This window comes from Moraxella sp. CTOTU49803 (genome assembly GCF_032097965.1).
GTDB lineage: Bacteria > Pseudomonadota > Gammaproteobacteria > Pseudomonadales > Moraxellaceae > Faucicola > Faucicola tetraodonis.
In genome coordinates, this window is record NZ_DAMCJP010000010.1 from 24,693 (window position 1) to 39,987 (window position 15,295).

Consider the following 15,295-nt stretch of genomic DNA (forward strand, 5'->3'; position numbering starts at 1 on the left):
TGAAATAAAAAACCGTTCGCCCTGAGCTTGTCGAACGGTGAAGGTTTACGTTGATGGTTCGACAGGCTCAACACAAACGTAAACTGAACTATGATTGCTACCTTTAACCACTATTCTATTTTCTGCTGAAACGCTTGGGGTAAAAACTGCACCCGAACGGCTGTGCCATGCGGTAATACCTTGTTGATTTGACACTCACCGCCAAGGCTATGGCTACGTTCTTGCATGATGGTCATGCCGTAGTGGTGCTGACCGTCATCTTTGGGCTGTAGCCCCACACCGTCATCTTGGATGTGTAAGCTTACCACGCCTTGTTGGTTTTGCGATAGGCTGATGTGGGCATTTTTTGCCTGTGCATGGCGGTTGATGTTGGACAGGGCTTCACGGGTAATTTGTAATAAATCAACTTGCTCAGTGGCGGTCAGATTGATGCTCATCAGGCGATTGTCCAAATGCACGGCAAATCCGCCTTTGTTGGCGAACTCATCGCCTGCTTGTGCCAAGGCGGTATCAAAACTGCCTTCTTCTATCTTTAAGCGGAAAGTTGCCAATAATTCACGCAGTTGGCTATATGCCCCATTCAGACCGTCTTTGGTTTGTGATAATACTTGCTCAATTTTGTGGTTATTGGGGTTTTGGTTATCTTTGAGCAAGGTGGTGAGCATACTGACTTGCATTTTGAGATACGATAACGACTGTGCCAGTGAGTCATGTAGCTCTCTTGCCATGGTGTTGCGTTCTTCCGACAAAATTAGCTGATGCTCTTGTTCCCGCTGCTTTTGCCCTGCAAACATCAGTCCAATGAGGTTGGCAAGGGTGTTTAACAATTCATTTTCATCAAAAGAGGGTTCTTGACTATCGGCAAAATTTTGCCAGTTTTGTTCATCCAATAACCTGATACGATTGACAGGTGATGGCTTTTGGGAAGTAGCAGAGTTTGTGGGCTGGGGTTGTTTGCGGATGCCCTTGCCGTGATGATGGCGTGGCTTGACCAGTAATTCACCCCACTGGGTTTGTAGGCTGTTTATCGGATATACCCAAACGCCCTCATCATGCTTGATGTCACAGGTTTGGCAACGTGCTTGGGGGCAAAAACTTCGCCCAAGATGTCTTTTATCACGAATGCCCAAGCTGTGCATCGCCATCGCATCTTTGAAGTTATCACTGTGCAAATTAGCATCATGTAGGCACAGGCTAATGTCAAAATTGGGCAATACCACACCAAACTGCTCAATAAGTACCTGTAGCCGTGCATAGGCAACTGGCTGTTGGTTAAGCTGTTTGGCAAAGTCATAGAGTAAGGTCAACGCTTGGTTACTTTGGGTAAGGTGGTAGGTTTTTTTGGCAACTTCGGCTTCTAGGTTGTTTTGGTAGGCTTTGAGGGTACTGGTCATTTGGTTAAAAGAATCACCCAACTCATTAAACTCTTCATAACCTGCGATATTAACGCTGGTGTCTTCCCCTTTACCAAATTGTTGTGTCGCCTTACGCAGTTGCCCAACAGGAATCAATACATTTTGTTGCATCTCATGTAACCCTGCCAACATGATAATGATGGTAAGTAACAACGCCCCAATTTGTAAGTTCTGTTGAAGCGATTGTCGATGCTCATTGCGGGTCTGAATTTGTTTGACCAACTTGTCAACATTATCAATATAGCGAAGTGAAATCGCATACAAGGCATCGCTATTGCCCTCTCTAACGCTCGTTTCAAGTGCTGGCTGAAGCTCTGTTGTCCAAATCTGCCGAATGGTGTCAATTTGCTGATTAATTTGGTTATCCCGATTGCCTTGCGACTGCTCATAATGAGCCAACTGGGCAAGACGACTTTGCATATCTTGGGTAAGTGTTGCCAGTAGCTCATCTTTACTCAAATGGCTGTCAATTGGCTGTGAAGCAGGAATACTTCGGGATAGAGCATCATTGGGTGATAACTGTTGGGATTGTATTTCGGGTTGTATTTGGGGTTGCGATTGTACTTGTGACTCATGGTTGGTGGATTGGTTAGCTAATGCTTGGGCATTGGCTGGGGTTTGTGCTGGTCGATTTTCTTGTTTTACCACCAAATAATTAATGCGGTAAGTCGCCATCCGCATCGAACCTGCGGTATTGACCGCCTCAGCATCTGACTGAGCAATCCATGCCAAAATCCCGCTAACCATCGCCATACCGACTGCCATCACCATGACAATCGCCACCGCACACCATGCCCGAACAGGCAGTGAGTTGCTAATACTGGGCAAAAAACGTGAACGAAATACTGACTTTTGCAAAACTACCCCTAAATAGTTGTGATGGCAAAATCGTATAGGCTTTTACCTAACTTGCGTAAGAGTTTAGCATAAATAATTGAAAACTAGCGACTTTATAAAATAATCCCATCGCAAAAGCCATACTACTTTAGCAGTAATTTGCATCATTATTGCCCTTGCCAGTCGCAGGTTTCGCCCCTGCCAGACCGGCAAAACCCCTTCATACCTTGCTATGATATTACCCATACACCCATTTTGTGTAAGCTGGAGCATATCATGGCAAGTCTAAAAACCAAACAATATATGGTGCTGACCTCATCCACTATCGCCTTTACGGTATGTTTTATGGTATGGATGATGTTTGCGGTACTGGGGATTCCCCTCAAAAAATCGTTGGGTCTAAGTGAAACCGAATTTGGTCTATTGACTGCGATTCCTGTGTTGACAGGCTCACTGGTACGGTTACCGATTGGGCTGTTGACCGATAAATTCGGTGGTCGGATTGTATTTTTTATTTTGATGTTGGCGACTGTGATTCCGATTTACTGTTTGTCGTTTGCCACCGAATATTGGCACTTTTTGGTATTAGGTCTGTTTGTCGGTTTGGCAGGTGGTTCATTTACCGTGGGGATTGCCTATGTCGCCAAATGGTTTGAACCACAAAATCAAGGGTTGGCAATGGGCGTCTTCGGGGCGGGGAATGCAGGTTCGGCACTTACCAAACTCATCGCCCCCAGTATCATCGCCATTAGCACTTGGCAATTATTACCCAAAGTCTATGCGGTGATGATGTTGGTGACGGCAATTGGATTTTGGTTTTTGACCTTTGACAACAAAGAACACCGCACCGCCAGTAATGCCAGTATCGGCAGTCAATTAGCCGTGCTAAAAGACCCAAATGTGTGGCGTTATAGCCAGTATTATTCGATTGTGTTCGGGGGTTATGTGGCGTTGGCATTGTGGATGACGCACTATTATGTGGATGAATATGGTTTTAACCTCAAAACTGCGGCGTTTTTGGCAGCTTGTTTTAGTTTACCTGGCGGTGTACTGCGTGCGTTGGGTGGCTGGTTATCAGACCGTTATTCGGCTCATACCGTGACTTGGTGGGTGCTTTGGGTGTCCATGTTGATTCTATTCGTGTTGTCGTATCCACAGACTGACCTTGTGGTTCAAACCGTTACTGGCAATAAAAGCTTCCATTTAGGCTTAAACTCCACCCTATTCACCGTGTTGATTTTTGCCCTTGGCATTACCTTTGCGATTGGTAAAGCCTCGGTGTTCAAATACCTGTCTGATGACTACAAACAAAACATGGGAGCAGTGTCAGGCGTGGTTGGTTTGTTCGGTGGTCTAGGTGGCTTTATCCTACCCATTATGTTCGGTATGGCGGTGGATATCACAGGCATGCGTAGCTCTGCGTTTATGATTATGTTTGGCGTGGTGTGGGTGTCGCTCATTTGGATTTATATGAGTGAAGTGCGTCCTACTATGGAAAAAGGGCATCAAAAACAAATGGCGTTGAAAAAAGCTCAAAGTTAAATGCTGGCTTAAATACTGGCGAAACCAAAAACCCACAAGTTATCTTGTGGGTTTTTTATGTTAAACCTTATCTACCCCCAAAGGATAATATTGCCCCTGAAACCTAGCCCTTGGCATAAGATTTTTTTGCTCAAAAAACCATTATGCTAACAAGGTAAAAAATCCTTTTGAGGCAAATCAAACGCACCCCAAGGGTATATTAGAGGCTCTTATGAACAACGAACTAAAAGGCGGTCGCCGTATTGACGATTGGCGACCCGAAGACGAAAAATTTTGGGCAAATGGTGGTAAACAAACCGCCACACGCAACTTATGGATATCCATTCCCAACTTACTACTGGCGTTCTCCGTGTGGGTGATTTGGTCAGTGGTCGTGGTGCGCATGCCAGACGCAGGCTTTCATTTTGACAAAGCCCAACTCGCTTGGCTAACTGCTTTACCTGCCTTATCTGGAGCGACGTTGCGGATTTTTTATTCGTTCCTTGTGCCAATTTTTGGCGGACGTAAACTCACCACCCTTGCGACCTTATCACTCTTGATTCCGACCATTTGGATGGGCTTTGCATTACAAGACCCAAATACCCCTTTTGCCACTTTTGCTATCATTGCTTTGCTGTGTGGGTTTGGTGGGGCGAACTTTGCCTCTAGTATGTCCAATATTTCGTTCTTTTATCCAAAATCGCAACAAGGCACAGCGATGGGCTTAAACGCTGGTTTGGGTAATTTGGGTGTGTCGGTCATGCAGTTTTTAGTCCCTGCGGTGATTGGCGTGGGTATCTTTGGGGCGTTGGGCGGTGATGCCCAAACCACTGCCAAAGGCACGACCATGTATCTACAAAACGCTGGTTTTGTGTGGGTACCTTTGATTATCATAGCTGCCCTTGCCGCTTGGTTTGGTATGAATGACTTGTCGTCTGCCAAAGCGTCTTTTAAAGACCAATCGGTGATTTTCGGTCGTCAACAAAACTGGATTATGTGTATCTTGTACCTTGCGACTTTTGGTTCGTTTATTGGGTTTTCGGCGGCATTTCCGATGTTGATTAAACACTCATTCCCAGATGTGAATCCGCTTAAAGTGGCGTTTTTAGGACCTTTGGTTGGTGCGTTATTCCGTCCGTTCGGTGGCTGGCTTGCTGACAAATTGGGCGGTGCAAAAGTCACCTTAATCAACTATGGCGTGATGGCATTGGCAGTAATCGCAGTAATGTACTTCCTAAAAGTAGGGAACTTTGCAGGGTATTTTGCGTGCTTTATGGTGCTATTTATCACCACTGGGATTGGTAATGGCTCGACTTTCCGTATGATTCCTGTGATTTTCCGTACTTTCCATGAGCGTTTGGGCGGTGCAGATTGGCAACTCAATGCTCGTAAAGAGTCAGCAGCGGTGGTTGGTTTTACCTCAGCCTTTGCGGCGTATGGTGGGTTCTTTATCCCTAAAATGTTCGGTTCAGGTCTTGGGGCGAATGGCACGTTTACCGCATTGATTGTGTTTTATGTGATTTGTATGGTGCTAACATGGTGGTACTATAGCCGTAAAGGGGCTGAGTTTCCAAGTTGATTTTAGAACCTGTTCACAATCTTTTCAATAATAAAGCGATGAAAGCAAGACTGGTAAATTGAAGGCTCGAATTTAAATGACGCTCACAGTTTTTCCATAGACGTCTATTTTTTTCAAGCCAAGCAAACGAACGTTCTACAACCCATCGCTTTGCCATGACTTTAAACGTATGCAGTTCATTTCTTTTGGCAACCTGTTCTGAGTACATACAACAACCCACAAAATACGTCATAAAGCTCAACCGTTCTTGGTTTGGCCCTCTTCCGAGCACTTTCTAAAATAGGTAGTATGTGCTCGAATTGTTTTCGGCTAATGTCGCTTGGATAGGCTTTTCTCATGGTGAATAATTCGGTTATTAATCAATTATGTAGCTTATCCTAGTTTGACCCTTGCAACGTTATCCAATGTGGCAAATGCACTTGGCAAAAAGCTAAAGGTTGAATTTGTTGATGATTTGGCAATGGCATAACAAATAGTACTTGCAAATATCTCTCCCGAGTAGCTTGTCCAAAGTAAATCTTCCCCTATTACTCCCAAATGAGTATTGTTGCGATTGGTGAATCGGTGCAAAATAAACTTGAGTAAAGCACTGGGAATTCACCATGTCCACCAAAATACCGACCAAAACGTCATCAAAACTGCCGACCAACCTGCACGCTATCGCATCCGCTAGTTACCCCCCCAAATCCCCACACCCTATCCTAAACTTAGGCTTTCGGGTGTTCTTTGTCGGGGCATCGGTGTTTGCCATTATCACCATGGGGCTATGGCTTGCGGTATTGCAAGGCTGGACAGGCTTTACACTGACCGCTTTCACGCCTTTTATGTGGCACGCCCATGAGATGATTTTTGGCTATGCGTTAGCGGTCATCGCAGGATTTTTGCTCACTGCGGTGAAGACATGGACAAATCAGCCCATGCCATATGGGTGGCGGTTGTTTGCGATATTTCTGCCTTGGGCATTGGCAAGGCTGACATGGGCGTGCTTACCGCATCTGTCGTCTGATATCACAGCGATTGGGCTAAGGCTTGCCAGTGGACTGGATATTCTTTGGTGGTCGCTGGTTTGCGTAGCGGTGTTTACCCCGATTATTCGGGTACGTCAACGTCGCCAAATCGGTATCCTTGCCAAACTTGCTTCGCTATGGCTTGCATTTGTTATCTTCGCTATTGGGGCATGGCGTTCCGATATCGCATGGCAAAAGACAGGCGTGTATCTAGCGTTTTATCTAATTATTGGGGTAGTGCTGACCATTGGACGACGGGTCATGCCGATGTTCATCAGCAATGGTATCAATCATCATCTGCCCAAAAACGCTCCCAAAGTAGAACTCAAAAACGCTGTATGGGTGGATAGGGTCAGTCTGTTTGGCTTTCTTGCCTTTATGTTCGCAGACTTGTGCGGCCAGCCTGTGGTTGCGTCACTGTTTGCCCTTGTCACAGCATTGGCGAATGGCTATCGGCTGATGGGTTGGTATCACAGTGGGATGTGGGGCAAGCCGTTGGTATGGTCGCTGTTTGTAGCGTTTGGCGGTATGGTGGTGGCATTGGGGCTGTTTGCGGTGTTGCCTTGGGCAGGTTTTGCCCATAGCTTTGCGGTGCATACATTGGCATTGTCAGGGATTGGGGTGATGACATTGTCGATAATGAGCCGTGTGAGTCTAGGGCATACAGGGCTGTCGGTGCATGAGCCACCTAAATTGGTCGGGGTGATATTAACGCTTATGGTCGTGACTATCGTTACTCGTGGGCTGTTGCCGATTGTATTGCCCGCTTACTATACACAGCTGTTGACTGTGTCGCAGGTGTTATGGCTTATCAGCTTTATACTGTTTTTGTGTGTGTATCTGCCGATTTTAAGCAAGCCTAGAAAGGACGATTTATTTGGTTGAATTTAAATCTTCAAAAGTAAAATATTGCGTACCAAAACAAAATTATCTTATTAACATAAAATCTTGTAGCATAAGTTAGTAAAGCGTAACACTCGGAAAACTAGAACAAATTAGTTTTAAAAGCTTTAGACTAAGTGATTGAACTTCAATCACTTAATTAGACTGGTTATCATACGACCTTTGCTTTTCAATCAAATCTTGACAACACATCTGCATAATATAATTGAACTCCCAAGTGCCGTTTTTTATTTCTATATATTCACCATTGATATGAACCCAAAAAGTAAAAATATTGTGATTCTATGAACTAGAATCTATTTGGACTTAGCCCCAACCCATATACTGAACTGAAGCTTTTATAGGGTCAGTTGAGTATTGTGCTATAGCATACTGTCCATTCGGTGCTACTATTTTACGCTCTTTAACCCGATAACCATCTTCAAGCATTACATTATAAACTCGAACACGTTTTAACTTTTTAAGAATATCCATAAAAGTTTTTAATAATTTTACATCTAAATTTGAAAAATTCAATAAATTCATATTTATTCATTTCAATAATCTAATACCCCCTAAGTAGTAGTGTTCACCACCCTATAGCCGATAGGCAAGACACTTTACACCTCCTATACTCATGCTAGATATAACCTTACCATCTAGATGAGGATAGCAAAATGAGCCATCTACTCGACCAATTTAAATTTTTTACCAAAAAAACAAGCGAATTTGCTGACGGTCATGGCGAAGTGCGTGACGAAAGCCGTGACTGGGAAAACAGCTACCGCAGTCGTTGGCAATACGACAAAATCGTCCGCTCGACTCACGGTGTGAACTGTACTGGCTCATGCTCATGGAAAATCTACGTCAAAAACGGTCTAGTCACTTGGGAAACCCAACAAACCGACTACCCACGTACTCGCCCAGACCTACCCAACCACGAACCTCGTGGCTGTCCTCGTGGGGCAAGCTATAGCTGGTATATGTACTCAGCCAACCGCCTAAAATACCCAAAAGTGCGTAAACCGCTACTCAAATTATGGCGTGAAGCCAAAGCCCAATTTGCCGACCCAGTCGAAGCATGGGGCAGTATCGTGTCTGACCCTGCCAAAACCGCCCAATACAAATCCAAACGTGGTTTGGGTGGCTTTGTGCGTTCAAGTTGGAGCGAAGTGAACGAAATCATCGCCGCCTCGAATGTCTATACCGCCAAAACCTTTGGCCCTGACCGTATCATCGGCTTTTCGCCGATTCCTGCGATGTCAATGGTCAGCTATGCTGCAGGTAGCCGTTATTTATCATTAATCGGTGGCGTGTGCTTGTCATTTTATGACTGGTATTGTGACTTACCACCTGCTAGCCCAATGGTTTGGGGTGAGCAGACTGACGTACCAGAATCTGCCGATTGGTACAATTCTGACTATATCATCGCTTGGGGGTCAAACGTACCGCAAACTCGTACCCCAGACGCTCACTTCTTTACCGAAGTGCGTTATAAAGGCACAAAAACTGTCGCCATCACCCCTGACTATGCCGAAATCTCAAAACTTTGTGACCTATGGCTTAATCCAAAACAAGGCACAGATGCCGCCCTTGCTCAAGCCTTTAGCCATGTGATTATCAAAGAATTTTATCTCAAACAACCAAGTGATTACTTCGTTGATTATGCCAAACGCTACACCGATTTGCCGATCCTTGTTATGGTCGAAGGCGAAGGTCGAGAGTTGCGTGCAGGACGTTTCTTGCGTGCGTCTGATTTGACAGGCAACCTTGAGCAAGACAACAACCCAGAATGGAAAACCGTTGCCATCAATCAACATGGCGAATTGGTATCACCACAAGGGTCGATTGGCTACCGTTGGGGCGATGCCGAACGTGCCGACAAAGGCAAATGGAACTTGGAAGCTCGTGACGGCTCAACTGGGGCTGAGATTGATTTAGCGTTAAGCCAAAAAGACAGTGGCGAAACCGTGGAAGTCGGTTTGGATTATTTTGGCGGTGACGAACACCCTTACTTTACCGCAGTCGCTGGCGATGCCATTCAGTATAAAACTATCCCTTGTCGCACCATCAACCTTGCCAATGGTCAAACCGCCAAAGTCGTGACCGTGTTTGATTTAATGGTGGCAAATCTTGGCGTGGCAAATGGGGTTGGCGGTCAGCACGTTACCGATGATTACAATGATGCCACCGTCGCAGGCACACCTGCATGGCAAGAAGCCATCACAGGCGTAAGCCGTGAGAAAGTGATTCAAATTGCCCGTGAATTTGCCGAAAATGCCCACAAAACGCACGGTAAATCCATGATTATCATTGGTGCAGGGATGAACCACTGGTATCACCTTGACATGAACTACCGTGGCGTGATTAATATGCTCATGCTGTGTGGTTGTATTGGTAAATCTGGCGGTGGTTGGTCACATTATGTTGGACAAGAAAAACTACGTCCACAATCTGGCTGGGCCCCATTGGCATTTGCTCTTGACTGGCACAGACCACCACGCCACATGAACGGCACAAGTTTCTTCTACAACCATTCTAGCCAATGGCGTTATGAAAAATTGTCGGCTCATGAATTGTTGTCACCACACGCCAACAAAACCCATTTCCCAGAGCATATGCTCGACTACAACATTCGAGCCGAGCGTGCAGGTTGGCTACCATCTGCTCCACAGCTAAACCGCAACCCACTCACCATTGCCAATGAAGCCAAAGCAAAAGGCATGAAAGTGGAAGATTATGTGGTCGAAAGCCTACAAAATGGCTCATTAAGTTTTGCCTGTGAAAGCCCAGATAATCCTGCCAACTTCCCACGCAATCTGTTTATTTGGCGTTCAAACTTGCTTGGTTCATCAGGTAAAGGGCATGAATATATGCTCAAATATCTCTTGGGTACAAAAAATGGCGTATTGGGCGATGAAACCGTTGCCGAACTACGTCCGCATGAAGTCGATTGGGTCGAAAACGCCCCCACAGGCAAACTTGACCTTGTGACGACCCTTGATTTTCGTATGTCGAGTACCTGTTTATATTCAGATATCGTGTTGCCAACAGCGACATGGTACGAAAAAGACGACATGAACACCTCGGATATGCACCCATTTATCCACCCATTGACTGCCGCCACCGACCCTGCTTGGGAATCAAAATCAGACTGGGAAATCTACAAAGGCATTGCCAATGTATTCTCACAACTGTCAGCGACCCATCTTGGCGTACAGACCGATGTCGTCACTTTGCCCATGCAACATGACAGCGTTGGCGAATTGGCACAGCCATTTGGCGGTACAGACTGGAAAACCGCAGGCGAAAAACCTGTTCCGGGTAAAAACTGTCCACATATCAAAGTTGTGGAACGTGACTATCCAAGCACCTATGCCAAATACACCGCCTTGGGTACGTTAATGGACACTTTGGGTAATAACTCCAAAGGCATGGACTGGGACACCAAAGAAGAAGTGGCACAACTTGGCGAACTAAGCTACACCGTTACCGAGCCGACTGTCGCACAAGGTCGCCCTCGTATTAACACCGCTATTGACGCTGCCGAAACCATCCTGATGCTTGCCCCAGAAACCAACGGTCATGTGGCGGTCAAAGCATGGTCAGCCTTGTCAAAAAATACAGGGCGTGACCACACCCATTTGGCAAAATCGAGCGAACACGAAAAAATCCGTTTCCGTGATATCGTGGCACAACCTCGCAAAATTATCTCAAGCCCAACTTGGTCTGGACTAGAATCGGAAAAAGTCAGCTACAACGCAGGCTACACCAACGTACACGAGTTGATTCCTTGGCGTACTATCACAGGTCGTCAGCAGTTTTATCAAGACCACCCTTGGATGCAGGCGTTTGGTGAGCAGATGCAACAATACCGCCCACCGATTGACACCAAAACCGTTGAGCATTTTAAAGGCTACAAAACCAACGGCAATAAAGAAGTGGTATTAAACTTCTTAACACCGCACCAAAAATGGGGCATTCATAGTACCTATTCTGAAAACTTGCTAATGCTGACCCTTTCTCGTGGCGGTCCTTGTGTGTGGATGAGCGAAATTGACGCACGCAAAGCTGACATCGAAGACAACGACTGGATTGAAGTGTTTAACGCAAACGGCTCAATCACCGCTCGTGCCGTGGTGTCGCAACGTGTCAAAGAAGGCATGACCATGATGTACCATGCCCAAGAAAAACTGGTCAACATCCCAGGCTCAGAATCCACAGGCACTCGTGGCGGTATTCATAACTCAGTCACTCGTGCGGTGCTAAAACCCACTCACATGATTGGTGGCTATGCCCAACAAGCCTATGGCTTTAACTACTATGGCACAGTCGGCTGTAACCGTGACGAATTTGTGTTGGTACGTAAAATGGCAAAAGTCGATTGGCTTGAAGGCAAACCCGATGACGAATTGCCTCGCCCATTACCGACTACGTTGGATTAAGATGTCATTAACCCCACCCCAACCCTCCCCTTAGCAGAGGAGTGAGCGGTTCTCCCCCTGCCAAGGGGGATTTAGAGGGGTTAAATAGAGGATGATTTAGAATTATCTAGCTTTTTTAAAGCGTAGTCTAAATATAGGCTACTACTTTAGCATAATGAACCACTCAATTTATCCCCTTTGGCATGATGTTTTTGGCAAGCCGAGGGGGATACAATAAAAAAATGACAAATACCCAAATTTATGCTCGCCCCACTGATGCGGTCAGCCATAAATTAGGCAACCCATAAGGAATTTTTTATGAAAATTCGCTCACAAGTCGGCATGGTGCTAAACCTTGATAAATGTATCGGTTGTCACACCTGCTCTGTCACCTGTAAAAACGTCTGGACCAGTCGTGAAGGCATGGAATACGCATGGTTTAACAATGTCGAATCCAAACCTGGTATCGGCTACCCCAAAGAATGGGAAAACCAAGCCAAATGGAAAGGTGGCTGGATTCGCAACGCTGACGGCTCAATCAACCCAAAAATCGGGGGCAAATTCCGCATTCTCGCCAATATCTTTGCCAACCCAGATTTGCCAAGTATTGACGACTACTACGAACCGTTTGACTTCGATTACCAACACCTACACACTGCCCCGATTAGCGAACACCAACCGATTGCTCGCCCACGCTCACTGATTACAGGCAAGCGGATGCAAAAAATTGAATGGGGTCCCAACTGGGAAGAAATTCTTGGTTCAGAATTTGCCAAACGCCGTTTGGACAAAAACTTTGACAACGTCCAAGCCGATATCTACGGTCAATACGAAAACACCTTCATGATGTACCTACCACGCCTGTGCGAGCATTGCTTGAACCCTGCGTGTGTTGCCTCGTGTCCAAGTGGAGCGATTTATAAACGTGAAGAAGACGGCATTGTGCTGATTGACCAAGAAAAATGTCGTGGCTGGCGGATGTGTATTTCGGGCTGTCCTTACAAAAAAATCTACTACAACTGGAAGTCGGGCAAATCCGAAAAATGTATCTTCTGTTACCCTCGTATCGAAAGCGGTATGCCAACCGTATGTTCCGAAACCTGCGTAGGGCGGATTCGCTATCTAGGCGTGCTATTGTATGATGCCGACAAAATCAAAGAAGTCGCTGGTATCGCCAACGAAAAAGACCTTTACCAAGCCCAACTTGACATTTTCCTTGACCCAAATGACCCTGCGGTCATCGCCCAAGCCCTAAAAGACGGCGTGGATATGTCGGTCATCGAATCCGCTCAAAAATCGCCTGTGTATAAACTGGCAATGGACTGGAAATTGGCATTGCCATTGCACCCAGAATACCGCACCTTGCCAATGGTTTGGTATGTGCCACCACTATCGCCGATTCAAAACGCCGCCGAAGCAGGCACAGTCGGTATGGACGGCTTGATTCCAGATGTCGATAGCTTGCGTATTCCTGTCAAATACCTTGCCAATATGCTGACCGCAGGCGATGAAGCCCCTGTCAAATTGGCACTCAAACGCTTACTTGCCATGCGTAGCTACAAACGCTCACAACTGGTCGATAAAGTTGATGCCCAAAGCGTGCTAGATAGCGTAGGTCTGAGCAAACACCAAGTCGAAGAAATGTACCGCTACCTTGCGATTGCCAATTACGAAGACCGTTTTGTCATCCCAACCGCTCACCGTGAAGAAGCCCTAAGCGATGCGTTTGCCGAGCGTGGTGGCTGTGGCTTTACCTTTGGCAATGAATGCAACGGTGACAGCGATTACAGTATGTTTGGCAATAAAAAAACCAGTCGCCGTGACATGATTGACACCGTGCAAACTTGGGAGAACTGATATGAGTGACGCTACCCCAACGGTTGAAAACACCAATATTGAGCAAACCAATATTCAGAGCAACAGCCATGATATGAAACTGTTAAAAGTGATTAGTTTGCTCATGGATTATCCCAGTCACGAACTGTTTGCCGATGACACGTTAGACGTTTGCAAAGACTTGGTAAAAAATTCACGCTTGATTAGCCCAGCAGTGCGAGGCGAAATCGCAGACTTGATTGACAGCTTGACAAATTTGGGTGAATTAGAAGCCCAAGCCCGCTATGACAGCCTATTTGAACGTGGTCGCACCTTGTCGCTATGGCTGTTTGAACACGTTCATGGTGAAAGCCGTGACCGTGGTCAAGCCATGGTCGATTTAATGGCTCAATACGAGCAAGCAGGATTTGCTATTGATGCCAAAGAATTGCCAGATTACATTCCGATGTACCTTGAGTTTTTGGCATACCAAGCCGTAGCCACAGATGACGAAATGCAAGTCCGCATGGACATTGCCGATGTCAGCCATATTTTGGCAGTGCTTGGGGCAAGACTTATTGATAAACAAAGTGAGTACGCCAGCTTATTTAAGGCATTATTGCAAGTCGCAGGACAGCCGTTAAGCTTGATTGATGACGAGCTTGCCAATATGAATAAATCCGAAGCGGTCAAACTTGCCGAAGACAGCCTTGAAGCCATTGACAGCGAATGGGAAGAAGAAATGGTGGACTTTTTGGGTGCAGAGCAAGAGCGTTGCCCCTCCAACCAAACCCAACAACATATCGCCCAAACCCTTGGACAACAAGCCCAACACAACAGCGTTGCCCCTGTGCATTGGGTCGATTTTGACCAAACTTCTAGTCGTGCCAACAGTCAGTCTAATGAATTACAAAGTCAATCAAATCATCTAAAAAATAACACCCTCAAAGAAGGAGTCCAATGATGAACGCAGAAAATTGGATGCACGTTTTTTTATACGGTATTTACCCTTATATCGCCATCACCGTGTGTATTTTCGGCTGTTGGGTGCGTTTTGACACCTCACAGTACACATGGAAAACCAGCTCAAGCCAAATGCTTCAACCTCGCAATATGCGTGTGGCAAGCAACCTGTTTCACATTGGTATTTTGATTGTGTTGTTAGGGCATTTGTTTGGTATGTTTACACCGCACGCCGTGTATGAACATTTTATCGCCGCTCCGCAAAAACAAATCATGGCAATGGTCGTGGGTGGCGTGTCAGGGGTCGTGTGTTTGTTTGGTTTAATCATGCTGATTATCCGCCGTTTTTCTGACCCTCGTATCAGCCATACCTCGACCTTTGGCGACAAGGCGTTATTGATTATCTTGTTGGCTCAGTTGTTGTTAGGTCTTGGCACGATTTTTGTATCAATGGACCACATGGACGGCGTGATGATGATGAACTTGGCAAGCTGGGCTCAAAACTTGGCGATTCTTCGCCCTGTGTATGCTGCCTCACTGGTTGAGCAAGCTGGGATTGTGTATAAACTACATATGTTCTTGGGTACGACTTTGATTTTATTAGTGCCGTTTACTCGCTTGATTCACATTATCTCTGCACCGATATGGTACTTGGGTAGACGTTATCAAATCGTGCGTCAAAAAACGGCTCAATAATCAAACCATGAATTAAAAAACTGATTTGTTGTTTTCCCAGTTTCCACGGATAGAACACTCCAGCCGTCTATTCGTGGTTTTTTTTAGCAAATATCATCAACGCATTAGACTTCTGAAGAATCTTTTTGAGGCTGAAAGATTGAGCCACTCTGACAT

The 15,295-nt window shown here is 45.8% G+C and carries 9 protein-coding genes and 1 pseudogene; 7 read left to right on the forward strand and 3 right to left on the reverse strand.

Annotation, left to right across the window (positions count from 1 at the left end; translation table 11 throughout):
• Nucleotides 1-110: 110 nt before the first annotated feature.
• Nucleotides 111-2,273: a histidine kinase gene (locus tag RT422_RS09995; RefSeq protein WP_313422105.1), complete on the reverse strand. Its 2,163-nt coding sequence runs from the start codon at nucleotides 2,271-2,273 to the stop codon at nucleotides 111-113.
• Between the two features lie 282 nt (nucleotides 2,274-2,555).
• On the opposite strand from RT422_RS09995, the gene RT422_RS10000 reads away from it, so the two are divergent.
• Together RT422_RS10000 and RT422_RS10005 are read left to right on the forward strand one after the other, a co-directional pair.
• Complete coding sequence (locus RT422_RS10000; RefSeq protein WP_313422125.1) at nucleotides 2,556-3,794, forward strand: nitrate/nitrite transporter; 1,239 nt, start codon at nucleotides 2,556-2,558, stop codon at nucleotides 3,792-3,794.
• Nucleotides 3,795-4,005: 211 nt separating this feature from the next.
• Nucleotides 4,006-5,352, forward strand: coding sequence for a NarK family nitrate/nitrite MFS transporter (locus RT422_RS10005; RefSeq protein ID WP_313422106.1), 1,347 nt, complete (start codon nucleotides 4,006-4,008; stop codon nucleotides 5,350-5,352).
• A 13-nt stretch (nucleotides 5,353-5,365) separates the two neighbouring features.
• On the opposite strand, the pseudogene RT422_RS12180 reads toward RT422_RS10005, so the two are convergent.
• Nucleotides 5,366-5,548: pseudogene (locus tag RT422_RS12180) on the reverse strand (transposase); the annotation flags it as partial.
• A gap of 406 nt (nucleotides 5,549-5,954) precedes the next feature.
• Between RT422_RS12180 and RT422_RS10015 the strand changes: the two are divergent.
• Complete coding sequence (locus RT422_RS10015) at nucleotides 5,955-7,244, forward strand: NnrS family protein (protein ID WP_313422107.1); 1,290 nt, start codon at nucleotides 5,955-5,957, stop codon at nucleotides 7,242-7,244.
• Between the two features lie 324 nt (nucleotides 7,245-7,568).
• Here RT422_RS10015 and RT422_RS10020 read toward each other — a convergent pair whose 3' ends face one another.
• Nucleotides 7,569-7,787: a hypothetical protein gene (locus tag RT422_RS10020; protein WP_313422108.1), complete on the reverse strand. Its 219-nt coding sequence runs from the start codon at nucleotides 7,785-7,787 to the stop codon at nucleotides 7,569-7,571.
• Between the two features lie 131 nt (nucleotides 7,788-7,918).
• On the opposite strand from RT422_RS10020, the gene RT422_RS10025 reads away from it, so the two are divergent.
• The 4 genes from RT422_RS10025 to narI all read left to right on the forward strand — a co-directional run bounded on the left by RT422_RS10025 (nucleotide 7,919) and on the right by narI (nucleotide 15,139).
• On the forward strand, nucleotides 7,919-11,686 hold the full coding sequence (locus RT422_RS10025; protein ID WP_065253742.1) for a nitrate reductase subunit alpha: 3,768 nt from the start codon (nucleotides 7,919-7,921) through the stop codon (nucleotides 11,684-11,686).
• A 297-nt stretch (nucleotides 11,687-11,983) separates the two neighbouring features.
• A complete protein-coding gene (gene narH / locus RT422_RS10030; protein ID WP_036596335.1) occupies nucleotides 11,984-13,522 on the forward strand; it encodes a nitrate reductase subunit beta in 1,539 nt (512 codons plus the stop codon).
• 1 nt (nucleotide 13,523) lies between these two features.
• On the forward strand, nucleotides 13,524-14,444 hold the full coding sequence (gene narJ, locus RT422_RS10035) for a nitrate reductase molybdenum cofactor assembly chaperone (RefSeq protein WP_313422109.1): 921 nt from the start codon (nucleotides 13,524-13,526) through the stop codon (nucleotides 14,442-14,444).
• The gene (gene narI, locus RT422_RS10040) at nucleotides 14,444-15,139 is read left to right on the forward strand and encodes a respiratory nitrate reductase subunit gamma (RefSeq protein WP_313422110.1); all 696 of its coding nucleotides are present in this window, start codon (nucleotides 14,444-14,446) and stop codon (nucleotides 15,137-15,139) included. The genes narJ and narI overlap by 1 nt, the downstream gene beginning before the upstream one ends.
• Nucleotides 15,140-15,295 lie beyond the last annotated feature (156 nt).

Excerpts from the sequence above, each read along its gene's own strand:
- RT422_RS10000 (WP_313422125.1), top strand. The coding sequence starts at position 2,556 with ATGGTGCTGACCTCATCCACTATCGCCTTTACGGTATGTTTTATGGTA.
- RT422_RS10005 (WP_313422106.1), top strand. The coding sequence starts at position 4,006 with ATGAACAACGAACTAAAAGGCGGTCGCCGTATTGACGATTGGCGACCC.
- RT422_RS10015 (WP_313422107.1), top strand. The coding sequence starts at position 5,955 with ATGTCCACCAAAATACCGACCAAAACGTCATCAAAACTGCCGACCAAC.
- RT422_RS10020 (WP_313422108.1), bottom strand. The coding sequence starts at position 7,787 with ATGAATTTATTGAATTTTTCAAATTTAGATGTAAAATTATTAAAAACT.
- RT422_RS10025 (WP_065253742.1), top strand. The coding sequence starts at position 7,919 with ATGAGCCATCTACTCGACCAATTTAAATTTTTTACCAAAAAAACAAGC.
- narH (WP_036596335.1), top strand. The coding sequence starts at position 11,984 with ATGAAAATTCGCTCACAAGTCGGCATGGTGCTAAACCTTGATAAATGT.
- narJ (WP_313422109.1), top strand. The coding sequence starts at position 13,524 with ATGAGTGACGCTACCCCAACGGTTGAAAACACCAATATTGAGCAAACC.
- narI (WP_313422110.1), top strand. The coding sequence starts at position 14,444 with ATGAACGCAGAAAATTGGATGCACGTTTTTTTATACGGTATTTACCCT.